Genomic DNA, 25,610 nt, shown 5'->3' with positions numbered 1-25,610 from the left:
CGTACGGGGCCGGGGAACGGCCGAGGCGCGGGGACCGGCATAACCGTTTCGCGAGGAAGACCGGTGGCTCGGTACGATTCGCCTGCGCAGCAAACGCTGTCGCGCCCGAGAAGTCAGGAGAGACCGGTGTCAGACGTCCGTGTGACCATCCCACGCGATTCCGAGCGGGAAGAACGCGTGGTGACCACGGGCACTACGGCCGCCGACCTCTTCCAGGGCGAGCGCTCCGTCGTCGCCGCCCGCGTCGCCGGGCAGCTCAAGGACCTGGCGTACGAGCTCGCCGACGGTGACGAGGTCGAGCCCGTCGACATCACCAGCGAGGACGGCCTGAACATCCTGCGCCACTCCACCGCGCACGTGATGGCGCAGGCCGTGCAGGAACTGTTCCCCGACGCGAAGCTGGGCATCGGCCCGCCCATCAAGGACGGCTTCTACTACGACTTCGACGTCGAGACCCCGTTCACCCCCGAGGACCTCAAGCGCATCGAGAAGAAGATGCAGGAGATCCAGAAGCGCGGGCAGAAGTTCGCCCGGCGCGCGGTGAGCGACGACGACGCCCGCGAGGAGCTGGCCGACGAGCCGTACAAGCTGGAGCTGATCGGCCTCAAGGGCTCCGCCGCCGAGGCCGCCGAGGGCGCGTCCGCCGAGGTCGGCGCCGGTGAGCTGACCATCTACGACAACCTCGACGCCAAGAGCGGCGACCTGTGCTGGAAGGACCTGTGCCGCGGCCCGCACCTGCCCAGCACCCGGGTCATCCCGGCCTTCAAGCTGATGCGCTCGGCCGCCGCGTACTGGCGCGGCAACGAGAAGAACAAGCAGCTCCAGCGCATCTACGGCACCGCCTGGCCGACCAAGGACGAGCTCAAGGCGTACCTGGAGTTCCTCGCCGAGGCCGAGAAGCGCGACCACCGCAAGCTGGGCGCGGAGCTGGACCTGTTCTCCATCCCGGAGGACATCGGCTCGGGCCTGGCGGTCTTCCACCCCAAGGGCGGCATCATCCGCCGGGTCATGGAGGACTACTCGCGGCGGCGCCACGAGGAGGCGGACTACGAGTTCGTCTACACCCCGCACGCCACCAAGGGGAAGCTGTTCGAGAAGTCGGGCCACCTGGACTGGTACGCCGACGGCATGTACCCGCCCATGCAGCTCGACGAGGGCGTGGATTACTACCTCAAGCCCATGAACTGCCCGATGCACAACCTGATCTTCGACGCGCGCGGCCGCTCGTACCGCGAACTGCCGCTGCGTCTGTTCGAGTTCGGGACCGTGTACCGGTACGAGAAGTCCGGCGTGGTGCACGGCCTGACCCGCGCCCGCGGCTTCACCCAGGACGACGCGCACATCTACTGCACCAAGGAGCAGATGGCGGACGAGCTGGACGCCACGCTCACCTTCGTCCTGGACCTGCTGCGCGACTACGGCCTGACCGACTTCTATCTGGAGCTGTCCACCAAGGACCCGGAGAAGTTCGTCGGCTCGGACGAGGTCTGGGAAGAGGCCACCGAGACGCTGCGCAAGGTCGCCGAGAAGCAGGGGCTGCCGCTGGTCCCGGACCCGGGCGGCGCCGCGTTCTACGGCCCGAAGATCTCGGTGCAGACCAAGGACGCCATCGGCCGTACCTGGCAGATGTCGACCGTCCAGCTGGACTTCAACCTGCCGGAGCGCTTCGACCTGGAGTACACCGCTCCGGACGGCTCCAAGCAGCGCCCGGTCATGATCCACCGCGCGCTGTTCGGCTCCATCGAGCGGTTCTTCGCGGTGCTGCTGGAGCACTACGCGGGCGCCTTCCCGGTGTGGCTGGCCCCCGTGCAGGCGACCGGCATCCCGATCGGCGACGACCACGTGCCGTACCTCCAGGAGTTCGCCGCCGAGGCGAAGAAGCGGGGGCTGCGGATCGACGTGGACGCGTCCTCGGACCGGATGCAGAAGAAGATCCGGAACGCGCAGCGCAGCAAGGTCCCGTACATGATCATCGCGGGTGACGAGGACGTGGCCAACGGCGCGGTGTCCTTCCGCTACCGCGACGGGTCGCAGAAGAACGGCATCCCGAAGGCGCAGGCGATCGCCGAGATCCTTGACGCGGTGGAGCGCCGCATCCAGGTGTGAGGTTCACGCGCTGAACGAGGGGCGGTCCCGGACTCCGGGGCCGCCCCTCGCCGCGTTCCCGCGCGGGCCGGGGAATATGCTGGCCCGCATGACGAGTGAGCCGGAGCAGCAGATCGGAGTCGGGACACAGGACGCCTTCCAGCGACTGTGGACGCCCCACCGGATGGCGTACATCCAGGGGGAGAACAAACCGTCCGGACCGGGCGCCGAGGACGGCTGCCCCTTCTGCACGATTCCGGCCAAGTCGGACGAGGACGGGCTGGTGATCGCCCGCGGCGAGCAGGTGTACGCGGTGCTCAACCTCTACCCGTACAACGGCGGCCATCTGATGTCGGTGCCCTACCGCCATGTGGCCGACTACACCGAGCTGGACCGGGCCGAGACCCTGGAGCTGGCCGAGTTCACCAAGCGGGCGATGACCACCCTGCGGGCCGCCTCCGGGGCGCACGGCTTCAACATCGGCCTCAACCAGGGTGCCGTCGCCGGTGCCGGTATCGCCGCCCACCTGCACCAGCACGTCGTGCCGCGCTGGGGCGGCGACACCAACTTCATGCCCGTGGTGGGCCAGACGAAGGTGCTGCCGCAGCTGCTCGCCGACACCCGCAAGATGCTGGCCGACGCCTGGCCGCAGTAGCCCGGACGTCGCAGCGCCGGCCGGGACACGCGCTGTGGAAAATCCGATAAAGCGACAAATGCGGACAGGTTGCCCTCTAATGGTGAGGTGACTTCCCTGCATCGTCGCTCCGTGCTGCGTACCGCCACGGCCGCGGCCGCCGGTGCGCTCGCGCCGGGGTGCGCGACGGCCCGTACGGACACCGCGTCCGTACGGGCCTCCGGCTCCCCACCGCCGGGCGGCACCGGCCCGCCGGGCCCCGCGGCACGCCCCTCGGCGACGGCCGCCTCGGGCAGCGCCCGTGCCGCCCGCCCGCCGACCCGCGCGTCCGGCCTCCCCGTACAGATTCAGCACGGCCCCCCGCGCGGCAACGCCGTCGCCCTCACCTTCCACGGCCAGGGCGACGCGAAGACGGCCACCGCACTGCTCCACGAAGCCGAACGGGCCGGTGCCCGGGTGACCGTACTGGCCGTCGGCAGCTGGCTCGACGAAGAGCCCCTGATGGCCCGCCGCATCCTCGACGGCGGACACGAACTGGGCAACCACACCCAGCGCCACCTCGACATCTGCGCCCTCCCGGCGGACCGGGCGTACGCCGAGATCATCGGGTGCGCGGACCGGCTGCGGAAGCTGACCGGCACGATCGGCAGCTGGTTCCGCCCCTCCCGCACGCAGTACGCCACCGAACTGGTGACCCGGCTGGCCCGCAAGGCCGGTTACCCGCACGTCCTCTCCTACGACGTCGACTCCCTCGACGCCGACGACCCCGGCGCCCCCGCCGTCCGGCGCACCGTGCTGGACCGGGCCCGCGCGGGATCCATCGTGAGCCTCCACCTCGGGCACGCCGGCACGGTTGCCGCGCTGCCCCCGATCCTCGACGGCCTGCACCGGCGCGGACTGCGTGCGGTGACGACAACGGAGCTTGTGACCTGATGGCTGACCGGACCCCCACCCAAGAACAGAAACGTGCCCGGGCCGGCCGGCGAGCCGCGCTGTCGGCCGTCGCCTGCGCACTGCTGGCGGCGGGGTGCGGCGGTGGCGGCGACACGCGGGCCGCCGACAGCAGCCCCGGGGCGTCGACCCCGGCCTCGCCCGCGCAGGCCGCCAAGTCGCTGCTGCCGGGCATGCCGCCGCCGCTGGACGAGCGCGACGTGTACGCGGCGGACCGCCCGAACAGGCTCGCACCGCAGGTCAAGAACTTCCCCTCCCGCGTGTACGTGCCCAACACCGGCTCGGACACGGTGAGCGTCATCGACCCCAAGACGTACAAGGTCATCGAGACCATCCCGGTCGGGGTGCAGCCGCAGCACGTCGTCCCGTCCTGGGACATGAAGACGCTGTGGGTGAACAACAACCGCGGGCACGACCTGACACCGATCGACCCGGCGACCGGCAGGTCCGGCGGCCCGGTGGACGTACACGACCCGTACAACCTCTACTTCACGCCGAACGGCAAGTACGCGGTCGTGATGGCCTCGATGGACAAGGAACTGGTCTTCCGCGACCCGAAGTCGATGGAGGTGCGCAAGACCGTCCCCGTCACCTGCGCGGGCGTCAACCACGCGGACTTCTCCGCGGACGGCAGGTACTTCATCGTCTCCTGCGAGTTCTCCGGTGAACTGCTGAAGGTCGACACCGAGCAGATGAAGGTCGTCGGGCAGCGGAAACTGCCGTTCCGGGGCGCCATGCCGCAGGACGTGAAGATGTCACCGGACGGCAGGACCTGGTACGTCGCGGACATGATGGCCGACGGGATGTGGGTGCTGGACGGCGACAGGTTCCAGGAGCCGAAGCTGATGCCGACCGGCAAGGGCACCCACGGCCTCTACGTCAGCCGCGACTCCAAGAAGATGTACATCTCCAACCGGGGCGAGGGCTCCGTGTCGCTGCTCGACTTCAAGAGCGGCAAGCTCGTGGACAAGTGGCACATCCCCGGCGGCGGCAGCCCCGACATGGGCGGAGTGTCCGCCGACGGCAACGTGCTGTGGCTCTCCGGCCGCTACAACTCCGAGGTCTACGCGATGGACACCCGGACCGGAAAGACCCTCGCCAAGATCCCGGTGGGCGAGGGGCCGCACGGACTGGCGGTCTATCCGCAGCCGGGGCGGTACTCGCTGGGGCATACGGGGATCTTCCGGTAGCCATGGTGCGCCGAGGGGTCCGGCCGCACGGCCGGCCCTTCGGCAGACCGCCGCAATGGGCGGCTACGCGTTGTACTCGTCGGCCTTCCGCGGCTCGGCGGCCTGCACCTGGCCGCTGAGCACCAGCGAGCGGCTGTCGAAGCGCGCGATGTCCACGCCGTTCTCCTTGAGCACGCTCAGCGCGGCGGAGTGCACCACCCGCAGCACCGGGGTCGCCGCGCGCAGCGCGTCATCGGCCATGAAGCGGTGCCGCCACGGCTTGTCGGCCCAGGCGTGCCGCAGGCCGAACGGCTCCGGCAGGGTCAGCTTCCCGCCCAGGAACTCCAGGAACCCGGGGAACCACGTCAGCGGAGCGCGGGCGGCGAGCCGTACCACCTCGCTCGCGTCGACGAGCGGCAGACTCACGGACTTGGTCTCCCAGAACTTCACCGTCTTGGAGACGCTCTTGCTCTTCGGCGCGGGCTTGGAGGTGAACAGCGGGTTCACCGGGCCCAGCGCGTGGCCGGTGACCTCCACGCGCAGCGTCTCGTGCAGCACGGTGACCGTGATCAGCAGGGTTATCACCAGCTGGCCGTCCCACAGCACGAACTGCACACCGAGGTAGTGCCGGCTGCCGCTGCCGAACTGCTGCTCGTTGCAGATCCGCTCTATCTCGTGGCCCCGCACCTGGAAGGCCTCCACCTCGGTGCCCTCGGGACGGGAGACGGAGCCGGCCTTCTCGCCGACCGGCACCACGACCCAGTGGCGTACGGAGGGGGCGTTCTTGAAGCCGCCGGTGTGCAGCGGGCTGCGCTCCAGCAGGCGCAGCCGGTCGTGGATGACGCGGATGACGTCATAGCTGCGGAACGGGTTGATCTCGCCGCCCTCCTCGGCGGGCCGCAGCTCCTCGGCCATCTGCCAGCTGCCCCAGCGGGTGCCCATGCCCAGTATGCCGTTGGGGCCCGCGTAGAAGGCGACGTTGCTGTGCTGTTCGGCGGTGAGCTTGGCCAGGCTCTGCCGCATCTGCTCGGCAGCGGTCTCGTTCGGGTCCTTGGGGACCGCCTCGGGGATCTTGGCGCCCACGCCGCCGCCTTCGAGCAGGCCCTTCCAGGCCTCCCGCAGGTCCTTCGCGGTGGCCTCGCTGATCCGCTTCGCCCACCACCAGCCGATCACCGGCACCACCACCATGGCGCGCAGATACACCGACCAGAAGCCGGTGAACGGCAGCTTGACCAGGAACAGCACCGCGATGGCACCGATCGCGAGCATCAGCGCGACACCGAGCGCCGAGGTGCCGGTGCCCTGCGCCCTCGACAGCAGCTTCTTGAGCTGGAAGGCGCCCAGCCACAGCAGTACGCCGGGCAGGAAGAGCAGCCCGAAGCCCACCATCAGCAGGGTCAGCTTCACATCGCGGATCTTGCGGATGCGGAGGGCGGCCAGGCAGTGCTCGACGACCGTCTGCGGTTCGATGCCGAAGGACTGGATGAGCGCGCCGCGGCCGCCGCCGAGCATCCGCAGTTGCAGGGCGCGGGAGAACGCCTCTCCCAGATTCGGCTCGAACAAGGAGAGTTTGGGCGGTTTGATCCCCGACTTCGTGGTGGCGGAGTCGGCCTTGGCGATGTCGGAAAGCGGATTGTCCCGGTACGCCGCCGAGGCCAACGCCTGGGTGGCCGCGGTCTGTCCGGCGCCACCGGACAACGGGACCTGCGCCCCGGGACTGAAGTCGAAGCCGTCTGCTGCCACTGCCGCCCCCATCGCCCGCACGCATCCGCTGCTGCGGCCTTCTTCCCAACTACCGCCGTTCGCACACCTTCTGAGCTGCGATCACAGCGTACCGCCGACGTCCACCCCGGGGGATGCCGAGGTGGACGACCGGCAAGGGGACGTCATGACGAGCCGTTCTCCTCCTGCTCGCGGAGTTTCGCGGCGAGCTGCGGCGGCATCGGCTCGTGCCGCGTGTAGGAGCGGTGGAAACGCCCGGTGCCGTGCGAGAGGGAGCGCAGGTCCACCGCGTACCGGCTGATCTCGATCTCCGGCACCTCGGCCCGCACGAGGGTGCGCCCGTGCCCGGCCTGCTCGGTGCCCACCACACGGCCGCGCCGCCCGGACAGATCGCTCATCGCCGCGCCGACGAAATCGTCCGGAACCAGTACGGTCACCTCGGCCACCGGCTCCAGCAGATGGATACGGGCGTCACCGGCGGCCTCCCGCAGCGCCAGGGCGCCCGCCGTCTGGAACGCGGCATCGGAGGAGTCCACCGAGTGGGCCTTGCCGTCCAGCAGCGTGACCCGCACGTCGACCAGCGGATACCCGGCCGCGACACCACGCGCCGCCTGCGCCCGCACCCCTTTCTCGACGGACGGGATGAACTGCCGGGGCACCGCGCCGCCCACGACCTTGTCCACGAACTCGATGCCGCTGCCGCCCGGCAGCGGTTCCACCTCGATCTCGCAGATCGCGTACTGGCCGTGGCCGCCGGACTGCTTCACATGCCGCCCGCGGCCCGCCGCCCGGCCGCCGAAGGTCTCCCGCAGCGACACCTTGTACGGCACGGTGTCGACCTGCACGCCGTACCGGGACCGCAGCCGCTCCAGCGCCACGTCGACGTGCGCCTCGCCCAGACACCACAGCACCACCTGATGGGTGCCCTGGTTGTGCTCCAGACGCATCGTCGGGTCCTCGGCCACGAGACGGGACAGGCCCTGGGAGAGCTTGTCCTCGTCCGCCTTGCTGTGTGCCTGGATGGCGACCGGCAGCAGCGGGTCCGGCATGGTCCACGGCTCCATCAGGAGCGGCGCGTCCTTGTCGGAGAGAGTGTCGCCGGTCTCCGCGCGGGTCAGCTTCGCCACACAGGCCAGATCCCCGGCGATCGCCTTGGACAGCGAGCGCTGGACCTTGCCGAACGGGGCGGACAGCGCGCCGATCCGCTCGTCCACGTCGTGGTCCTCGTGGCCGCGGTCCTGCAGCCCGTGCCCGGACACGTGCACCGTCTCGTCCGGGCGCAGGGTGCCGGAGAAGACGCGCACCAGCGAGAGCCGGCCCACATACGGGTCGGAGGACGTCTTGACCACCTCCGCGACCAGCGGGCCCGCCGGGTCGCAGGTCAGCGCCGGGCGGGGCTTGCCGTCGGGGGTGGTGACCGCGGGCGCCTCGCGCTCGGCGGGGGTGGGGAAACCGCGGGCGATCAGATCCAGCAGCTCGACGGTGCCCAGCCCCTGCCGGGCGCCCTCCGCGGCCGGCGCCGCGGCCAGCACGGGGTGGAAGGTGCCGCGCGCCACCGCCGTCTCCAGGTCACCGATGAGCGTTTTCACGTCGATGTCCTCACCGGCGAGATATCGGTCCATGAGGGACTCGTCCTCGCTCTCGGCGATGATGCCCTCGATGAGCCGGTTACGGGCCTCCTCGATCATCGGCAGCTCACCGGGCTCCGGCGCGCGCTCCACGCGTTCGCCGGACGAGTAGTCGAAGACCCGCTGCGTGAGCAGGCCGATCAGACCGTGTACCGGCGCGTGGCCGTCGGCGCCCGCCGCGCCGTACAGCGGCAGGTACAGGGGGAGCACGGCATCCGGGTCGTCACCGCCCAGCGTGACACCGCACAGCCGCGTCATCTGGTGGAAGTCGGCGCGCGCCGCCTCCAGGTGCGTGATGACCAGCGCGCGCGGCATCCGGACCGCGGCGCACTCGTCCCAGACCATGCGCGTCGCGCCGTCCACGCCGTCCGCCGCCGAAACGACGAAGAGGGCCGCGTCCGCTGCCCGCAGACCGGCCCTCAACTCCCCGACGAAGTCGGCGTACCCGGGTGTGTCCAGTACGTTGATCTTGACCCCGCCCCAGTCGACGGGGACCAGGGACAGCTGCACCGACCGCTGCTGCCGGTGCTCGATCTCGTCGTAGTCCGACAGGCAGCCGCCGTCCTCGACCCGGCCCGCCCGGTTGACCGCGCCGGTCGCCAGCGCGAGCGCCTCCACCAGCGTCGTCTTCCCCGCACCACTGTGGCCGACCAGCACCACATTCCTCAGGGACGTGGGCTGGTCGGCCGATGTCGCCCTGCCGGCGGCTCCCGGATGTGTCCTCGTCTTCTCGCCCATGTGTCTCGCCTCCCGGTCGACACTTTGCGGTGGTTCGAGCTTTCCACCCTGGTCATGGCACGTCCATACATCGCACAAGGGACGATCAGGGATCTTGTGGGACGCCCCGTGGCACGGGCCGGCACGGGGGTGACGGCTGCTGCGCCGACGTCCTGGCCGGTCACGGGTCGCGCCGCGGGCCGTGGTGCGTTCGCGGTACGCGGGTGCCGCCTGGCTACGATGGGCCAGCCGGTGGCCCCATTGACCGCGCGGCCCGTATCGACCTCCGGGAAGGCCATGCTGAACACGTACGCGCGTGCTTTCTTCACGCGTGTCCTCACGCCATTCGCCGCCCTGCTCATCCGCCTCGGGGTCAGCCCGGACGCGGTCACCCTCGTCGGCACGGGGGGTGTGGTGGCGGGTGCCCTGGTCTTCTTCCCGCTCGGCGAGTTCTTCTGGGGCACGATCGTCATCACGCTGTTCGTGTTCTCGGACCTGGTGGACGGCAACATGGCACGGCAGCTGGGCCGGTCCAGCCGCTGGGGGGCCTTCCTCGACTCCACCCTCGACCGGGTCGCCGACTCGGCGATCTTCGGCGGACTGGCGCTCTGGTACGCCGGGGCCGGCGACAGCCTCTGGCTCTGCGCGGTGGCGATCTTCTGCCTGGCCAGCGGGCAGGTGGTCTCGTACACCAAGGCCAGGGGCGAGAGCATCGGGCTGCCGGTGAACGTCAACGGACTGGTGGAACGGGCCGAGCGGCTCGTCATCACCCTGGTCGCCGCCGGCCTCGCCGGACTGCACGCCTTCGGGGTGCCGGGAGTGCAGTACCTGCTGCCCGTCGCGCTGTGGGTGGTCGCCGTCGGCAGCGCGGTCACCCTCGGCCAGCGCGTGGTGACCGTACGCCGGGAGTCCGCCGAGGCCGACGCCATCGCACAAGGGGGGAACAGCGCGTGAAGCGCATGACTCGTACGGTCATCGACCGTACTCGCACGGTCATCGACCGCGAGAAGCTGACCGACGGGGCGTATGCCCTGGGCTGGAGCGCGGTGAAGAGACTGCCCGAACCGGCCGCGAAGGCGCTGGGCCGGCGGGTTGCCGATGCCGTGTGGAAGCGGCGCGGCAAGGGCGTGCTGCGCCTGGAGGCGAATCTTGCCCGGGTGGTGCCGGATGCCACGCCGCAGCGTCTCGCCCAGCTGTCCCGGGCCGGAATGCGCTCCTACCTGCGCTACTGGATGGAGTCCTTCCGGCTGCCCGCCTGGAGCAAGGAGCGGATAAGGGGCGGCTTCGCGCCGGCGGACGTGCACCACCTGGTGGACGGCCTCAAGAGCGGCCGCGGCGTGGTCCTCGCGCTGCCCCACATGGGCAACTACGACCTCGCGGGCGCCTGGGTCACCACCAAGCTGGGCGTGCCCTTCACCACCGTCGCCGAACGCCTCAAGCCCGAATCGCTCTACGACCGGTTCGTCGCCTACCGCGAGGGCCTGGGCATGGAGGTGCTGCCGCACACCGGCGGCGCCGCGTTCGGCACCCTCGCCCGGCGGCTGCGGGCCGGCGGCCTGGTCTGCCTCGTCGCCGACCGGGACCTGTCCGCCTCCGGCATCGAGGTGAAGTTCTTCGGCGAAGCGGCCAAGATGCCGGCCGGACCGGCGATGCTCGCGGTGCAGACCGGGGCGATGCTCCTGCCGGTCACCCTGTGGTACGACGAAAGCTCCGTCATGCGCGGGCGGGTGCACCCGGAGATCGAGGTGCCCCAGACCGGCACCCGCGCCGAGAAGGCCGCCACGATGACGCAGGAGATGGCCGACGCCTTCGCCTCCGGCATCGCCGACCATCCGGAGGACTGGCACATGCTGCAACGGCTTTGGCTGGGAGATCTGGAACCGCGGGGGGACGTGGGGCGGGATTCTGCGGGGCGCGGGGGCGCCGCGGAGGCCGACGGGGCGCGGGCCGATGAGGCGCGTGGCGACGGCCGGCGGACGGAGCGGTCTTGAGAATCGGGATTGTCTGCCCGTATTCGTGGGACGTCCCGGGCGGCGTCCAGTTCCACATCCGGGACCTGGCCGAGCACCTGATCCGGCTCGGCCACGAAGTCTCCGTACTCGCTCCGGCGGACGACGAGACACCGCTGCCGCCGTACGTCGTCTCCGCCGGACGTGCCGTCCCCGTGCCGTACAACGGTTCGGTTGCCCGGCTCAACTTCGGCTTCCTGTCGGCCGCCCGCGTCCGCCGCTGGCTGCACGACGGCGCCTTCGACGTCATCCACATCCACGAACCCGGCACCCCGTCGGTCGGCCTGCTCGCCTGCTGGGCGGCGCAGGGCCCGATCGTCGCCACCTTCCACACCTCCAACCCGCGCTCCCGGGTCATGATCGCGGCGTACCCGATCCTGCAGCCCGCGCTGGAGAAGATCAGCGCCCGGATCGCGGTCAGCGAGTACGCCCGGCGCACCCTGGTCGAACACCTCGGCGGCGACGCGGTGGTCATCCCCAACGGCGTCGACGTCGGCTTCTTCGCCGAGGCCACGCCCAAGGAGGAGTGGCAGGGCCGCACCATCGGCTTCATCGGGCGCATCGACGAACCCCGCAAGGGACTGCCCGTCCTGATGCGGGCCCTGCCGGAGATCCTCGCCGCGGTCCCCGACGCCCGGCTGCTGGTCGCGGGCCGGGGCGACGAGGAGGAAGCCGTCGCGGAGCTGCCCGCCGAACTGCGTTCGCGGGTGGAGTTCCTCGGCATGGTCAGCGACGAGGACAAGGCGCGGCTGCTGCGCAGCGTGGACCTGTACGTCGCCCCCAACACCGGCGGCGAGTCCTTCGGCATCATCCTCGTCGAGGCGATGTCGGCCGGGGCGCCGGTGCTGGCCAGCGACCTCGACGCGTTTGCGCAGGTGCTGGACCAGGGAGAGGCGGGCGAGCTGTTCGCCAACGAGGACGCGGGGGCGCTCGCCGCTGCGGCCGTACGGCTTCTCGGCGATCCGGGACGGCTGGCCGAACTGCGGGAGCGGGGGAGCCGGCATGTGCGGCGGTTCGACTGGTCGACCGTCGGAGCCGACATTCTCGCCGTGTACGAGACGGTTACCGCGGGGGCGGCGATGGTGGCCACGGACGAGCGGGTGGGGTTGCGGGCGCGGTGGGGGTTGGCCCGGGACTGAGGCGGCCTTTGGCCGCCGAAGGGCCGGGGGGCCTCTGCGCTTCGCGCGAGGATTTTGCGCTGTCGCGCCGGGTTCGCAGGGGTTGGTTTTTGGGTGCGGGTGCGCGCAGGGGGCCAACTCTCCCCCAGCCTCCGGCCGGGGGTGCCCCCACGGCACCGTGCACGGCGTCGTCGAGGGTCGTTGTGAACCCAGAGATCCGGCTGCCTGCGGGGATGGCCCCCTACGCGCCCCCTCCCGTGGTTCTGCGACTTCCGGCCGGTGGGGGGAGGGGGAAAGACGGTGACTCTGGTTGGGCGCCCGCCCTGTGAGGAGGCTCTCGGGGTTGAGGGCGCTGGGGGACCTGGGGGGCTGGTCAGGTGGGGTTGGCTGCCGCCTCATATCGCCGTGAGGGTGCGCAGGCCGTGGCGTAGGGCGGGGGAGCCGTGGTCGCGGCGCCGGCGGGGCTGGGCCATGGGGCAGCCTCCTGGCTGGTGCGTTGGGGGTGTTCGCCGGGCCGGACGACCGGCGTGGTTGGTGCCGGAAACGCTGGGGTCGGGGGCTGCCGGGCGGATCGGAGAACGGGGTGGTTCCCGGGCTGTGGTCTCCACTCCTGCGTCCGGCGCCGTCATCCACCCCACGGGTTGATCCGGGCGGCCGGTACTGTGACCCGGCGTGACCACTTTGATCTGGATCGCGGCCGCCCTCGTCGTCATCGGCGTCTACCTGAGCTGGACCGCGGGGCGGCTGGACCGTCTGCATGCGCGCATCGACGCGGCCCGTGCGGCGCTGGACGCGCAGCTTCTGCGCCGGGCTTCGGTGGCCCAGGAGCTGGGGACGTCCGGGGTTCTCGATCCGGCCGCGTCGATCGTGCTGTACGAGGTGGCGCACGAGGCTCGGCAGGCGGCCGAGGAGCAGCGGGAGGTCGCCGAGAGCGGGCTGAGCCAGACGCTGCGGGCGGTCTTCGACGACGAGGGGCAGCTCGAAGTCCTGCGGGAGGCGCCCGGTGGTGAGCAGACGGTCGCCGAGCTGACGGCCGCGGTGCGCCGGGTGCCGATGGCGCGGCGGTTCCACAACGACTCCGTACGGGCGGCCCGTGCCGTGCGCCGCCATCGGGTGGTGCGCTGGTTCCGCCTCGCGGGGCACGCGCCGTTCCCGATGGCGTTCGAGATGGATGACGAGCCGCCGGCGGTTCTGGACGACCGGGGCGCTGTTCGCTGAGGGGTGTTTGACGGGTGGTGTGACGGGTTCCGCCGGGCCGTCGGCGTCGTGACGAGCCACTGCCTTTCGATTGGCCCTTTTCAGCGGTGTGGGGCGAACGGTTGTGTGGGCGGCGGAGTCCATCCGCCCGCACTTAGTGAGGTCTACCGTGTCCAGCACGCCCAACGCCACGTCTGCCACCGCTCCCGCCGGGAACCCCGAGACCGGTACCGCCCGCGTCAAGCGCGGTATGGCCGAGCAGCTCAAGGGCGGCGTGATCATGGATGTCGTCACGCCGGAGGAGGCGAAGATCGCCGAGGACGCCGGTGCCGTCGCGGTCATGGCCCTGGAGCGGGTCCCCGCGGACATCCGCAAGGACGGCGGGGTGGCCCGCATGTCCGACCCGGACATGATCGACGGGATCATCGACGCGGTCTCCATCCCGGTCATGGCCAAGTCCCGGATCGGCCACTTCGTCGAGGCGCAGGTGCTGCAGTCGCTCGGCGTCGACTACATCGACGAGTCCGAGGTCCTCACCCCGGCCGACGAGGTCAACCACTCCGACAAGTGGGCGTTCACCACCCCGTTCGTGTGCGGCGCGACCAACCTGGGCGAGGCGCTGCGCCGTATCGCCGAGGGCGCGGCCATGATCCGTTCCAAGGGCGAGGCGGGCACCGGCAACGTCGTCGAGGCGGTGCGTCACCTGCGTCAGATCAAGGGCGAGATCGCCAAGCTGCGCGGCTGTGACAACAACGAGCTGTTCGCCGCCGCCAAGGAGCTGCGCGCCCCGTACGAGCTGGTCAAGGAAGTCGCCGAGCTGGGCAAGCTGCCGGTCGTGCTGTTCTCCGCCGGTGGCGTGGCCACCCCGGCCGACGCCGCGCTGATGCGCCAGCTCGGTGCCGAGGGCGTCTTCGTGGGCTCCGGCATCTTCAAGTCCGGCGACCCGGCCAAGCGTGCCGCCGCCATCGTCAAGGCCACCACCTTCTACGACGACCCGAAGGTCGTCGCGGACGTCTCCCGCAACCTGGGCGAGGCCATGGTCGGCATCAACTGCGACACCCTCCCCGAGGCGGAGCGCTACGCCAACCGCGGCTGGTGAGCCAGGGAACGGCGAGCGGGAGAGCGATGAGTAACCCCACCATCGGCGTGCTGGCCCTTCAGGGCGATGTGCGCGAGCATCTGACGGCGCTGGCCACCGCGGACGCCCTGGCCCGGCCGGTGCGCCGGCCCGAGGAACTGGACGGCGTGGACGGCCTGGTCATTCCGGGCGGCGAGTCGACGACCATGTCGAAGCTGGCGGTCGTCTTCGGGATGCTGGAGCCGCTGCGGGAGTTCGTGTGCTCCGGCAAGCCGGTCTACGGCACCTGCGCGGGCATGATCATGCTGGCCGACAAGCTGCTGGACGGCCGGGCCGACCAGGAGACGCTGGGCGGCATCGACATGATCGTGCGCCGTAACGCCTTCGGGCGGCAGAACGAGTCCTTCGAGGCGGCCGTCGAGATGGCCGGTGTCGCGGGCGGACCGGTCGAGGGTGTCTTCATCCGGGCGCCCTGGGTGGAGTCGACGGGCGCCGCCGTCGAGGTACTGGCGTCGTACGACGGGCACACGGTGGCGGTCCGGCAGGGTAACGTCCTCGCCACGTCCTTCCATCCGGAGCTCACCGGCGACCACCGGGTGCACGCGTACTTCGTGGACATGGTGCGCGGCGACGCCTGACGGTCCGCCGGGGGCCGGGCGCCGTGTGTGCGGTGGCCCGACCCCGTCCCGGTAGGATCTGTGACGTTCGTTTCTCAACCTGGTTACGCGAAGGAGACAGGCGGATGTCCGGCCACTCTAAATGGGCTACGACGAAGCACAAGAAGGCCGTGATCGATGCCAAGCGCGGCAAGCTCTTCGCGAAGCTGATCAAGAACATCGAGGTCGCGGCGCGCACCGGCGGCGCCGACGTCGAGGGCAACCCGACCCTCTTCGACGCCATTCAGAAGGCGAAGAAGAGCTCGGTGCCGAACAAGAACATCGACAGCGCGGTCAAGCGCGGCGCGGGTCTTGAGGCCGGCGGCGCCGACTACGAGACGATCATGTACGAGGGGTACGGCCCCAACGGTGTCGCGGTGCTCATCGAGTGCCTCACCGACAACCGCAACCGCGCCGCCTCGGACGTCCGGGTCGCCATGACCCGCAACGGCGGCTCGATGGCCGACCCGGGTTCGGTCTCCTACCTGTTCAACCGCAAGGGCGTGGTGATCGTCCCCAAGGGTGAGCTGAGCGAGGACGACGTGCTCGGCGCGGTCCTGGACGCCGGTGCCGAAGAGGTCAACGACCTCGGCGAGTCCTTCGAGGTGCTCAGCGAGGCCACCGACCTGGTCGCGGTCCGCACCGCTCTCCAGAAGGAGGGCATCGACTACGACTCGGCCGACACCAACTTCGTGCCGACCATGCAGGTCGAGCTGGAGGAAGAGGGCGCCCGCAAGATCTTCAAGCTGATCGACGCGCTGGAGGACAGCGACGACGTGCAGAACGTCTTCGCCAACTTCGACGTGTCCGACGAGGTCATGGCGAAGGTCGACGCCTGACGGGCGGTCAGCTGCGCGGCGACGGGCCGGCGGGGACACACCCCGCCGGCCCGTCCTGCGTTGTCAGTGGCAGCCGATACTGTGCTGATCAGCGGGTCGAGGCCCGCGCGAAGGGTTCGGCCAAGGGGAGAAGTGGGGGAGCGGCGATGAAGGTGCTGGGGGTGGACCCGGGGCTGACCCGCTGCGGGGTCGGCGTGGTCGACGGCGTCGCGGGCCGCCCGCTGACGATGGCCGGCGTCGGCGTCGTCCGCACGCCCGCCGACGCGGACATCGCCCACCGCCTGGTGCTCATCGAGCGCGGCATCGAGGAGTGGCTCGACGAGCAGCGGCCCGACTGCGTCGCCGTCGAGCGGGTCTTCAGCCAGCACAACGTCCGTACGGTCATGGGCACCGCCCAGGCCAGCGCGGTCGCCATGCTGTGCGCCGCGCGCCGCGGCCTGCCCGTCGCCCTGCACACCCCCAGCGAGGTCAAGGCCGCCGTGACCGGATCGGGCCGCGCCGACAAGGCGCAGGTCGGCGCGATGGTCACCCGGCTGCTGCGGCTGGACGCCCCGCCCAAGCCGGCGGACGCGGCGGACGCGCTGGCGCTGGCCATCTGCCACATCTGGCGCGCCCCCGCCGTCAACCGTCTCCAGCAGGCGCACGCGGCCAACCGCCTCCAGCAGGCGCAGGCCGCTGCCCGTGCCCGCCCGGCGCCCGCCCCCGTCCGACGTACTCCCGCACGCGCTCCCGGACCGCGGTCCGAGGCACCCCAGAAGGGCACCCGATGATCGCCTTCGTCTCCGGCCCGGTCGCGGCCCTGGCCCCGGACACCGCCGTCGTGGAGGTCGGCGGCATCGGCATGGCCGTGCAGTGCACGCCGGGCACCCTATCCGGGCTGCGCATCGGCCAGCAGGCCAAGCTGGCCACCTCCCTCGTCGTACGGGAGGACTCGCTCACCCTGTACGGCTTCGCCGACGACGACGAGCGGCAGACGTTCGAACTGCTGCAGACCGCCAGCGGGGTGGGGCCGCGGCTGGCGCAGGCCATGCTCGCGGTGCACTCCCCGGACACGCTGCGGCTCGCCGTCGCCAACGGTGACGAGAAGACGCTGACGGCCGTGCCCGGCATCGGCAAGAAGGGCGCCCAGAAGCTGCTGCTGGAGCTGAAGGACCGGCTCGGCGCGCCCGTCGGCCGCGGCGGTGCGGGCATCGGCAGCGCCGTGACGGCCGGCTGGAGCGACCAGCTGCACGCCGCGCTGATCGGCCTCGGGTACGCCACCCGGGAGGCCGACGAGGCGGTGTCCGCCGTCGCGCCGCAGGCCGAGGCGGCGGTCTCCGAGGGCGGCACGCCGCAGGTGTCGCAGCTGCTCAAGGCCGCCCTCCAGACGTTGAACCGGGCGCGGTGAGCCCGGTGCGGGACGGCCGGGCGGCTCGGGCCCGTACGATCGCCCACCCCCGTAAGAAGCGCGACGCGAAGCCGGTCCACCGGGCCGGTACGACCACGTGAGGCAGGACGCAGTGAACTGGGACGAGCCCACCGAGACCGCGGCCGGCCCGCTCCAGGGCGGTACGGCCGAGGGGCCCGACCGGCTGGTGGGGGCCGACGCGGACGGCGAGGACACCGCGGTCGAGGCCGCGCTGCGCCCCAAGGACCTGGAGGAGTTCGTGGGGCAGGAGCGGGTGCGCGAGCAGCTCGACCTGGTCCTGCGCGCGGCCCGCGCCCGGGGTGCGACCGCCGACCACGTACTGCTCTCCGGCGCCCCCGGCCTGGGCAAGACCACCCTCTCCATGATCATCGCCGCCGAGATGGGCGCCCCGATCCGCATCACCTCGGGCCCCGCCATCCAGCACGCCGGCGACCTGGCCGCGATCCTGTCCTCTCTCCAGGAGGGCGAGGTGCTCTTCCTCGACGAGATCCACCGGATGTCCCGGCCCGCCGAGGAGATGCTCTACATGGCCATGGAGGACTTCCGCGTCGACGTCATCGTCGGCAAGGGCCCCGGCGCCACCGCCATTCCCCTGGAGCTGCCGCCCTTCACCCTGGTCGGCGCCACCACCCGGGCCGGTCTGCTGCCCCCGCCGCTGCGCGACCGCTTCGGCTTCACCGGTCACATGGAGTTCTACGCCCCCGGTGAACTGGAACGGGTCATCCACCGCTCCGCCGGGCTGCTCGACGTGCACATAGAGGCCGAGGGCGCCGCGGAGATCGCCGGGCGCTCCCGCGGCACCCCGCGCATCGCCAACCGGCTGCTGCGCCGCGTCCGCGACTACGCGCAGGTCAAGGCGGACGGTGTGATCACCCGGGAGATCGCCGCACAGGCCCTGGACGTGTACGAGGTCGACGGCCGCGGCCTGGACCGCCTGGACCGAGCGGTGCTCACCGCGCTGCTCAAGCTGTTCGGCGGCGGCCCGGTGGGCCTGTCCACCCTGGCGGTGGCGGTGGGCGAGGAGCGTGAGACGGTCGAGGAGGTCGCCGAACCGTTCCTCGTGCGGGAGGGCCTGCTCGCCCGTACGCCCCGTGGCCGGATCGCCACCCCCGCCGCATGGGCCCACCTGGGCCTGACCCCGCCTCAGCAGCAGGCGGGGGGAACCGGACAGCAGGGCCTGTTCGGGACGTGACGGCGCGGGGACTCGCCGGGTCAGGAACTGCGGTGCCATGCTGGGCGTTGTTCCACCGGTGCGGACTCGCTTAGACTCCGCCGATGCCGACCGTATGGTCCGGCATATCCACCCCCGTATATCAGACCGCGGACGTGCGGTCGTGCGAAGGATTTCCGTCCCGTGAGTATCGTGACTCTCCTCCCCTTCATCGTCCTCATCGGGGCCATGTTCCTGATGACCCGGTCCGCCAAGAAGAAGCAGCAGGCGGCCGCGCAGATGCGCGATGAGATGCAGCCCGGCACCGGCATCCGGACGATTGGGGGCATGTACGCCACCGTCAAGGAGATCCACGACGACAGCGTCCTCCTTGAGGTGGCCCCCGGCGTGCACGCCCTCTACGCCAAGAACGCGGTCGGCGCGGTCCTCCCGGACGAGGAGTACAACCGCATCCTCGACGGCGCCGAGGTGGGCAAGGACGGCGCGGTCGTGCCGGACGACGCCTCCTCGCTGACCGACGGCACCCCGGCCGTGACCGCCGCCGACGACCAGGCCGACGCCGGCGACAAGCCCGCGAACCTGGACAAGTCGCCGAAGGCCGACCTTGCCAAGAGCGAGCCCGCCGCCGACGCGAAGGACGCCGGGAAGGCCGAGGACGCGACCGGTGCCGAGGCCGCCGAGGGTGCCAAGAGCGGCGCGCAGGCCGACAAGGCCGACAAGAAGGACGGCGGCGCCGACGCGAAGTAGCCCCGCCCCGACGGAACCGCGGAGCACCCCTCGAACGGTGCACCGCGGTTCCGGGACGGTTTAGGCTCCGGCGGGGGCACGTCCCCACTACACTTCGTGGCCGCTCGGCAGGCACCGAGCCGGGCGGTTGGACAGGGAGATACGAGAAGGTGGCAGCACCGAAAAAGGGCCGCAGGTCTCCTGGGGGCCAGGGAAGGCCGGGGCGCACCCTGGTCCTGATCTTGATCGCCATGGCGGCGCTGGTCGGCGGGATGTTCATCTCCGGCACCTCGACGCCCCGGCTGGGCATCGACCTCGCGGGCGGTACGAGCTTCACGCTGGAGGCGCGTAACCAGCCCGGCAAGCCCGACGCGATCAACGAGACCAACATGAAAACCGCCCAGAGCATCATGGAGCGGCGTGTCAACGGTCTCGGTGTGTCCGAGGCCGAGGTCCAGACCCAGGGCACCAACCACATCGTCGTCAACATCCCCAAGGGGACCGACGCGAAACAGGCCCGCAAGCAGGTCGGTACCACCGCTCAGCTCGGCTTCCGGCCGGTGCTGACCGCCACCGCCGGTACGAAGACGCCGCCGGCCAGCCCCAGCCCCACCCCCTCCGCGGGTGGCAAGGGTGAGGACGGCAAGAAGGACGACGGCAAGCAGGACGGCAAGTCCACCGCGAAGCCGACGGCCACCGCCACGACCCAGGGCCGCGCCGTGACCAGCGCCCTCAAGAAGGGCCCGACCGACCCGCCGAAGGCCTCCGGCAGCGCCTCGCCCAAGCCGGGCGACACCCCGCAGCCGTCCACCGGCGCCGACGGGATCCCGGCCGCGCTGCAGAAGCAGCTCGCGGAGCTGGACTGCTCCACCAAGCAGTCGCGCGCCGCGGCCAGTGAGCAGGCCGCCGGCGTCAAGCCGGGCGACCCGGTCGTGGCCTGCAAGGACGACGGCTCGCAGAAGTACGTGCTGGGCCCGGTCGCCGTCGAGGGCACCGACGTCAAGGACGCCTCCGCGGTCTTCGACAGCCAGCAGGGCCAGGGCTGGATCGTCCAGATGGACTTCACCGGCGCCGGCGGCAAGAAGTTCGCCGACATCACCGGCAAGCTGGCCACCAAGACCCAGCCGCAGAACCAGTTCGCCATCGCCCTGGACGGCGCGGTCGTCTCCGACCCGCGGGTGAGCCAGCAGCTCAACGGCGGCAGCGCCACCATCTCCGGCAGCTTCAACCAGCAGAGCGCCCAGGACCTGGCGAACATGCTGTCCTACGGTGCTCTGCCGCTCTCCTTCAAGATCGCCGACGAGACCACGGTCACCGCGGCGCTCGGCGGCGAGCAGCTCCAGGCGGGCCTGATCGCGGGCGCCATCGGCCTCGCGCTGGTCATCGTCTACCTGGTCGCCTACTACCGGGGTCTGGCGCTGGTCGCGCTGGCGAGCCTCGCGGTCTCGGCGGTCCTCACCTACGCCATCATGACGTTGCTGGGCCCGGCCATCGGCTTCGCGCTGAACCTGCCGGCCGTCTGCGGCGCCATCGTCGCCATCGGTATCACGGCCGACTCCTTCATCGTCTACTTCGAACGCATCCGGGACGAGATCCGCGAGGGCCGCACCCTGCGCCCGGCCGTCGAACGCGGCTGGCCGCGCGCCAGGCGCACGATCCTGGTCTCCGACTTCGTGTCGTTCCTGGCCGCGTTCGTGCTGTTCATCGTCACCGTCGGCAAGGTGAAGGGCTTCGCGTTCACGCTGGGCCTGACCACGCTGCTCGACGTCGTGGTGGTCTTCTTCTTCACCAAGCCGCTGATGACGCTGCTGGCCCGGCGCAAGTTCTTCGCCAACGGCCACCCGTGGTCCGGCCTGGACCCCAAGCGTCTGGGTGCCAAGCCGCCGCTGCGCCGCCGCCGCACCACCGCCCCCACCGAGACGAAGGAGGCGTGAGATGTCGAAGCTCGGCAACATCGGCGCCCGGCTCTACCGCGGTGAGGTCGGTTACGACTTCATCGGCAAGCGGAAGATCTGGTACGGCATCTCGATCCTGATCACCATCACGGCCATCGTCGGCCTGGCGGTGCGCGGCCTGAACATGGGCATCGAGTTCTCCGGCGGCGCGGTCTTCACCACCCCGAAGACGAGCGTCTCCGCGACGGAGGCGGAGCACCGGGCCGAGGCCGCGGCGGAGGGCCACCAGGCCACCGTCCAGAAGCTCGGCAACGGCGGCCTGCGCATCCAGATCAGCGAGCTGGACACCCAGCAGTCGCTGCCGGTCCAGGAGGCCCTGGCCAAGGACCTGAACGTCCCGGTCAAGGACATCAACACCCAGCTCGTCGGCCCCAGCTGGGGTGAGGAGATCGCCAACAAGGCCTGGCTGGGCCTGGGGATCTTCATGATCCTGGTGGTGATCTATCTCGCCATCGCCTTCGAGTGGCGGATGGCGCTGGCGGCCCTGATCGCGCTGATCCACGACCTCACGATCACGGTCGGCGTGTACGCGCTGGTCGGCTTCGAGGTCACCCCGGGCACCGTCATCGGTCTGCTGACGATCCTCGGTTACTCCCTCTACGACACCGTCGTGGTCTTCGACAGCCTCAAGGAAGCGTCGAAGGACATCGGGAAGCAGACCCGCTTCACCTACGGGGAGCTGGCCAACCGCAGTATCAACTCGACCCTGGTGCGCTCCATCAACACCACGATCGTGGCGCTGCTGCCGGTCGCCGGTCTGCTCTTCGTCGGTGGCGGTGTGCTCGGTGCCGGGATGCTCAACGACATCTCGCTCGCCCTGTTCGTCGGCCTCGCGGCCGGCGCGTACTCCTCGATCTTCATCGCGACCCCGCTGGTCGCCGACTTCAAGGAGCGCGAGCCGGCGATGAAGGCGCTGGCCAAGCGGGTGCGTGCGAAGCGCGCCGCGGCCGCCGCCAAGGCCGAGGCGCCGGGGCAGCAGGACGCCGCCGCGCAGGACGCCGGGGACGCGGCCGAGCCGCTGGACGCGGAGGACGCCGAGAACGCCGAGAACGCCGAGAACGAGGCCATGGCCGGTCAGCGCCGGCAGCCTGCGTCCCGCGGCCGTGGCCGTGGCCGTCCGTCGGGCAAGCGCCGATGAGCGCCCCCGACGGCCTGCGGGAACTGCTGCTCAGCCGGATCGCCGATGTGCCGGACTATCCGAAGCCGGGGGTGGTCTTCAAGGACATCACGCCGCTGCTGGCGGACCCGGCCGCCTTCGGCGCGCTGACCGACGCGTTCGTCGCCCTGTGCGAGCGGTACGAGGCCGACAAGGTCGTGGGCCTGGAGGCGCGCGGCTTCATCCTGGCCGCTCCGGTGGCCGTACGGGCCGGTATCGGTTTCGTGCCCGTACGCAAGGCGGGCAAGCTGCCCGGTGCGACGCTCCGCCAGGCGTACGACCTGGAGTACGGCGCGGCGGAGATCGAGATACACGCGGACGCCGTCGCGCCCGGCGACCGGGTGCTGGTGATCGACGACGTGCTGGCCACCGGCGGTACGGCCGAGGCGTCGCTGGAACTGGTCCGGCGGGCCGGGGCCGAGGTCGCCGGGGTGGCGGTGCTGCTGGAGCTGGGTTTCCTGGCCGGGCGGCAGCGGCTGGAGCAGGGCCTCAAGGGCGCTCCGCTGGAGTCGCTGATCACGGTCTGACGGGCCTGCGGGCCGTCCGTACGGCGGTGGCCGTGCCACCCCCGTACGAACGAAATTCCGCAAAAAGTGAGCAAAAGGGCATCCGGAACAAACCCGGGTGCCCTTTTGCTGTCATGTACGGACCCGGCGGCCGCGGAAGAGCCCGAGCGCCGAGGTCGATACCATGGCAGCCCGACCCGTTCGTGGTCTTGTGGTCCGGACCCCCTTTGAGGAGTGCTCTTGCCAGACGAGGCCCAGCCGCTTTCTCCCGGACTCCGCCCGGGGGCGTCGCAGTCCGCCCACCCGGACCAGCCCGGCCCCGCGGACGCGGCTGCCTCGGGTGCGCAGAACTCGGGTGCGCAGAAGAACAGCGAGGGCTCCGGCGTGCCGAAGTCCCAGCCGCCCGCCGTCCGGCCCGCCGCGTCGCCCGTACCGGCCGCCAAGCCCACACCACCGGTCTACACCGGCCGTACCGGCTCCTCCAACCGGGTACGGGCCCGCCTGGCGCGCCTGGGCGTGCAGCGGCAGAGCCCGTACAACCCGGTCCTCGAACCGCTGCTGCGGATCGTGCGCAGCAACGACCCGAAGATCGAGGCCGCCACCCTGCGGCAGGTCGAACGCGCCTACCAGGTCGCCGAGCGCTGGCACCGCGGCCAGAAGCGCAAGAGCGGCGACCCGTACATCACCCACCCCCTCGCGGTGACCACGATCCTCGCCGAGCTGGGCATGGACCCGGCCACCCTGATGGCGGGCCTGCTGCACGACACCGTCGAGGACACCGAGTACGGCCTGGACACCCTGCGCCGCGACTTCGGCGACCAGGTCGCCCTGCTCGTCGACGGCGTCACCAAGCTGGACAAGGTCAAGTTCGGCGAGGCCGCGCAGGCCGAGACCGTGCGCAAGATGGTCGTGGCGATGGCCAAGGACCCGCGCGTCCTGGTCATCAAGCTCGCCGACCGCCTGCACAACATGCGCACCATGCGCTACCTCAAGCGCGAGAAGCAGGAGAAGAAGGCCCGCGAGACGCTGGAGATCTACGCTCCGCTGGCGCACCGCCTGGGCATGAACACCATCAAATGGGAGCTGGAGGACCTCGCCTTCGCGATCCTCTACCCCAAGATGTACGACGAGATCGTGCGGCTCGTCGCCGAGCGCGCCCCCAAGCGGGACGAGTACCTGGCCATAGTGACCGACGAGGTCCAGGCCGACCTGCGCGCGGCGCGCATCAAGGCCACCGTCACCGGCCGGCCCAAGCACTACTACAGCGTCTACCAGAAGATGATCGTGCGAGGCCGCGACTTCGCCGAGATCTACGACCTGGTGGGCATCCGCGTCCTCGTCGACACCGTCCGCGACTGCTACGCGGCGCTCGGCACCGTCCACGCCCGGTGGAACCCGGTCCCGGGGCGGTTCAAGGACTACATCGCGATGCCCAAGTTCAACATGTACCAGTCGCTGCACACGACCGTGATCGGTCCCAGCGGCAAGCCGGTCGAGCTGCAGATCCGTACGTTCGACATGCACCGGCGCGCGGAGTACGGCATCGCCGCGCACTGGAAGTACAAGCAGGAGGCCGTGGCCGGCGCGTCCAAGGTGCGGACCGACGTGCCGAAGAACAAGGACGATGCCGTCAACGACATGGCGTGGCTGCGCCAGTTGCTGGACTGGCAGAAGGAGACCGAGGACCCGGGCGAGTTCCTGGAGTCGCTGCGCTTCGACCTGTCCCGCAACGAGGTCTTCGTCTTCACGCCGAAGGGCGACGTGATAGCGCTGCCGGCCGGTGCCACGCCCGTGGACTTCGCCTACGCGGTCCACACCGAGGTCGGCCACCGGACCATAGGCGCCCGCGTCAACGGACGGCTCGTGCCGCTCGAATCGACCCTCGACAACGGCGACCTCGTGGAGGTCTTCACCTCCAAGGCGCCCGGTGCCGGACCCTCCCGGGACTGGCTGGGCTTCGTGAAGTCGCCGCGCGCCCGCAACAAGATCCGCGCCTGGTTCTCCAAGGAGCGCCGCGACGAGGCCATCGAGCAGGGCAAGGACGCCATCGCCCGGGCGATGCGCAAACAGAACCTGCCGATCCAGCGCATCCTCACCGGCGACTCGCTGGTCACCCTCGCCCACGAGATGCGCTACCCGGACATCTCGTCCCTGTACGCCGCCATCGGCGAGGGCCACGTCACCGCGCAGAGCGTCGTACAGAAGCTGGTCCAGGCGCTCGGCGGGCAGGACGAGGCGACCGAGGACATCGCCGAATCCACCCCGATCCGGCCGCGCTCCAAGCGGCGCTCCAGCGCCGACCCGGGCGTGGTGGTCAAGGGCGTCGACGACGTGTGGGTCAAGCTGGCCCGCTGCTGTACGCCGGTGCCGGGCGACCCGATCATCGGCTTCGTCACCCGCGGCAACGGCGTCTCGGTGCACCGCGCCGACTGCGTCAACGTCGACTCGCTGTCCAAGCAGCCGGAGCGCATCCTGGACGTCGAGTGGGCGCCCACCCAGTCCTCGGTCTTCCTGGTCGCCATCCAGGTCGAGGCGCTGGACCGGTCCCGGCTGCTGTCGGACGTCACCCGCATCCTGTCCGACCAGCACGTCAACATCCTGTCCGCGGCCGTCCAGACGTCCCGCGACCGGGTGGCGACCTCCCGCTTCACCTTCGAGATGGGCGACCCGAAGCATCTTGGGCACGTTCTGAAGGCGGTACGGAGCGTGGAGGGCGTGTACGACGTGTACCGGGTGACCTCGGCACGCAGGCCGTGACGCACACGTAGGAGGGCCCCGGTACGGATCTCCGACGCTGTTGGTTAATCGGGGTGTTGATCACTTCGCCTCGCCGAGTAGTTCGGCGGGGCGAAGTGCTGCGAAGTGGCTGGTGCGGGTGCGGGCTC

Annotated in this window: 21 protein-coding genes; 19 read left to right on the top strand and 2 right to left on the bottom strand. The window is 70.8% G+C overall.

The annotated features are described in order from the left end of the window. Positions 1-126 precede the first annotated feature (126 nt). From thrS to ACZ53K_RS34200, 4 genes are all read left to right on the top strand, one after another. Complete coding sequence (thrS, locus tag ACZ53K_RS34215; RefSeq protein WP_468844498.1) at positions 127-2,106, top strand: threonine--tRNA ligase; 1,980 nt, start codon at positions 127-129, stop codon at positions 2,104-2,106. A gap of 76 nt (positions 2,107-2,182) precedes the next feature. After that, the gene (locus ACZ53K_RS34210; RefSeq protein WP_468844496.1) at positions 2,183-2,740 is read left to right on the top strand and encodes an HIT family protein; all 558 of its coding nucleotides are present in this window, start codon (positions 2,183-2,185) and stop codon (positions 2,738-2,740) included. An 87-nt stretch (positions 2,741-2,827) separates the two neighbouring features. Then, positions 2,828-3,652: a polysaccharide deacetylase family protein gene (locus ACZ53K_RS34205; RefSeq protein ID WP_468844494.1), complete on the top strand. Its 825-nt coding sequence runs from the start codon at positions 2,828-2,830 to the stop codon at positions 3,650-3,652. Then, the gene (locus ACZ53K_RS34200; RefSeq protein ID WP_468844492.1) at positions 3,652-4,860 is read left to right on the top strand and encodes a YncE family protein; all 1,209 of its coding nucleotides are present in this window, start codon (positions 3,652-3,654) and stop codon (positions 4,858-4,860) included. Before ACZ53K_RS34205 ends, ACZ53K_RS34200 begins: the two co-directional genes overlap by 1 nt. A gap of 63 nt (positions 4,861-4,923) precedes the next feature. On the opposite strand, the gene ACZ53K_RS34195 is transcribed toward ACZ53K_RS34200, so the two are convergent. Together ACZ53K_RS34195 and ACZ53K_RS34190 are read right to left on the bottom strand one after the other, a co-directional pair. Next, positions 4,924-6,594, bottom strand: coding sequence for a hypothetical protein (locus ACZ53K_RS34195; protein ID WP_468844489.1), 1,671 nt, complete (start codon positions 6,592-6,594; stop codon positions 4,924-4,926). 131 nt (positions 6,595-6,725) lie between these two features. Next, the gene (locus ACZ53K_RS34190) at positions 6,726-8,927 is read right to left on the bottom strand and encodes an elongation factor G-like protein EF-G2 (protein ID WP_468844487.1); all 2,202 of its coding nucleotides are present in this window, start codon (positions 8,925-8,927) and stop codon (positions 6,726-6,728) included. A gap of 219 nt (positions 8,928-9,146) precedes the next feature. Here ACZ53K_RS34190 and pgsA point away from each other — a divergent pair, with 219 nt between their 5' ends. From pgsA to ACZ53K_RS34115, 15 genes are all read left to right on the top strand, one after another. Continuing rightward, on the top strand, positions 9,147-9,860 hold the full coding sequence (pgsA, locus tag ACZ53K_RS34185) for a phosphatidylinositol phosphate synthase (protein WP_468844484.1): 714 nt from the start codon (positions 9,147-9,149) through the stop codon (positions 9,858-9,860). Positions 9,861-9,865: 5 nt separating this feature from the next. Further along, positions 9,866-10,897: a phosphatidylinositol mannoside acyltransferase gene (locus ACZ53K_RS34180; RefSeq protein WP_468844659.1), complete on the top strand. Its 1,032-nt coding sequence runs from the start codon at positions 9,866-9,868 to the stop codon at positions 10,895-10,897. After that, positions 10,894-12,054: a glycosyltransferase family 4 protein gene (locus ACZ53K_RS34175; RefSeq protein WP_468844481.1), complete on the top strand. Its 1,161-nt coding sequence runs from the start codon at positions 10,894-10,896 to the stop codon at positions 12,052-12,054. Before ACZ53K_RS34180 ends, ACZ53K_RS34175 begins: the two co-directional genes overlap by 4 nt. Before the next feature lie 651 nt (positions 12,055-12,705). Next, positions 12,706-13,251, top strand: coding sequence for a hypothetical protein (locus tag ACZ53K_RS34170; RefSeq protein WP_468844479.1), 546 nt, complete (start codon positions 12,706-12,708; stop codon positions 13,249-13,251). Positions 13,252-13,399: 148 nt separating this feature from the next. Continuing rightward, positions 13,400-14,329 (top strand): pyridoxal 5'-phosphate synthase lyase subunit PdxS, encoded by a 930-nt coding sequence (gene pdxS / locus ACZ53K_RS34165; protein ID WP_468844477.1) that lies wholly within the window; start codon positions 13,400-13,402, stop codon positions 14,327-14,329. Between the two features lie 26 nt (positions 14,330-14,355). After that, positions 14,356-14,946, top strand: a complete 591-nt coding sequence (gene pdxT, locus ACZ53K_RS34160) for a pyridoxal 5'-phosphate synthase glutaminase subunit PdxT (RefSeq protein WP_468844475.1) — start codon at positions 14,356-14,358, stop codon at positions 14,944-14,946. 104 nt (positions 14,947-15,050) lie between these two features. Beyond that, positions 15,051-15,803, top strand: a complete 753-nt coding sequence (locus ACZ53K_RS34155) for a YebC/PmpR family DNA-binding transcriptional regulator (RefSeq protein ID WP_468844472.1) — start codon at positions 15,051-15,053, stop codon at positions 15,801-15,803. Between the two features lie 146 nt (positions 15,804-15,949). Then, positions 15,950-16,573 (top strand): crossover junction endodeoxyribonuclease RuvC, encoded by a 624-nt coding sequence (ruvC, locus tag ACZ53K_RS34150; RefSeq protein ID WP_468844470.1) that lies wholly within the window; start codon positions 15,950-15,952, stop codon positions 16,571-16,573. Beyond that, positions 16,570-17,190, top strand: coding sequence for a Holliday junction branch migration protein RuvA (gene ruvA / locus ACZ53K_RS34145; protein ID WP_468844468.1), 621 nt, complete (start codon positions 16,570-16,572; stop codon positions 17,188-17,190). The genes ruvC and ruvA overlap by 4 nt, the downstream gene beginning before the upstream one ends. A gap of 112 nt (positions 17,191-17,302) precedes the next feature. Continuing rightward, entirely contained in the window at positions 17,303-18,403 is a 1,101-nt protein-coding gene (ruvB, locus tag ACZ53K_RS34140; protein WP_468844656.1) for a Holliday junction branch migration DNA helicase RuvB, read from the top strand. A gap of 162 nt (positions 18,404-18,565) precedes the next feature. Further along, complete coding sequence (gene yajC, locus ACZ53K_RS34135; RefSeq protein WP_468844466.1) at positions 18,566-19,129, top strand: preprotein translocase subunit YajC; 564 nt, start codon at positions 18,566-18,568, stop codon at positions 19,127-19,129. Between the two features lie 149 nt (positions 19,130-19,278). Further along, on the top strand, positions 19,279-21,042 hold the full coding sequence (secD, locus tag ACZ53K_RS34130; protein WP_468844463.1) for a protein translocase subunit SecD: 1,764 nt from the start codon (positions 19,279-19,281) through the stop codon (positions 21,040-21,042). A gap of 1 nt (position 21,043) precedes the next feature. After that, positions 21,044-22,201: a protein translocase subunit SecF gene (gene secF, locus ACZ53K_RS34125; protein ID WP_468844461.1), complete on the top strand. Its 1,158-nt coding sequence runs from the start codon at positions 21,044-21,046 to the stop codon at positions 22,199-22,201. Next, positions 22,198-22,746, top strand: a complete 549-nt coding sequence (locus tag ACZ53K_RS34120) for an adenine phosphoribosyltransferase (RefSeq protein WP_468844459.1) — start codon at positions 22,198-22,200, stop codon at positions 22,744-22,746. Before secF ends, ACZ53K_RS34120 begins: the two co-directional genes overlap by 4 nt. 219 nt (positions 22,747-22,965) lie before the next feature. Further along, positions 22,966-25,482 (top strand): RelA/SpoT family protein, encoded by a 2,517-nt coding sequence (locus ACZ53K_RS34115; RefSeq protein WP_468844457.1) that lies wholly within the window; start codon positions 22,966-22,968, stop codon positions 25,480-25,482. Positions 25,483-25,610: the final 128 nt, after the last annotated feature.

The sequence above is a fragment of the Streptomyces sp. NPDC033221 genome (assembly GCF_055577005.1).
The sequence above is the reverse complement of the archived record's forward strand: the minus strand, read 5'-3'. Positions and strand labels throughout refer to the sequence as shown.

What these genes read in the sequence shown, in the direction of transcription:
- ruvA (WP_468844468.1), top strand. Translation starts at nt 16,570, where the DNA reads ATGATCGCCTTCGTCTCCGGCCCGGTCGCGGCCCTGGCCCCGGACACC.
- secF (WP_468844461.1), top strand. Translation starts at nt 21,044, where the DNA reads ATGTCGAAGCTCGGCAACATCGGCGCCCGGCTCTACCGCGGTGAGGTC.
- pdxT (WP_468844475.1), top strand. Translation starts at nt 14,356, where the DNA reads ATGAGTAACCCCACCATCGGCGTGCTGGCCCTTCAGGGCGATGTGCGC.
- ACZ53K_RS34155 (WP_468844472.1), top strand. Translation starts at nt 15,051, where the DNA reads ATGTCCGGCCACTCTAAATGGGCTACGACGAAGCACAAGAAGGCCGTG.
- pgsA (WP_468844484.1), top strand. Translation starts at nt 9,147, where the DNA reads ATGGGCCAGCCGGTGGCCCCATTGACCGCGCGGCCCGTATCGACCTCC.
- ACZ53K_RS34180 (WP_468844659.1), top strand. Translation starts at nt 9,866, where the DNA reads ATGACTCGTACGGTCATCGACCGTACTCGCACGGTCATCGACCGCGAG.
- ACZ53K_RS34200 (WP_468844492.1), top strand. Translation starts at nt 3,652, where the DNA reads ATGGCTGACCGGACCCCCACCCAAGAACAGAAACGTGCCCGGGCCGGC.
- ACZ53K_RS34210 (WP_468844496.1), top strand. Translation starts at nt 2,183, where the DNA reads ATGCTGGCCCGCATGACGAGTGAGCCGGAGCAGCAGATCGGAGTCGGG.
- ACZ53K_RS34120 (WP_468844459.1), top strand. Translation starts at nt 22,198, where the DNA reads ATGAGCGCCCCCGACGGCCTGCGGGAACTGCTGCTCAGCCGGATCGCC.
- ACZ53K_RS34190 (WP_468844487.1), bottom strand. Translation starts at nt 8,927, where the DNA reads ATGGGCGAGAAGACGAGGACACATCCGGGAGCCGCCGGCAGGGCGACA.
- ACZ53K_RS34195 (WP_468844489.1), bottom strand. Translation starts at nt 6,594, where the DNA reads ATGGGGGCGGCAGTGGCAGCAGACGGCTTCGACTTCAGTCCCGGGGCG.
- ruvC (WP_468844470.1), top strand. Translation starts at nt 15,950, where the DNA reads ATGAAGGTGCTGGGGGTGGACCCGGGGCTGACCCGCTGCGGGGTCGGC.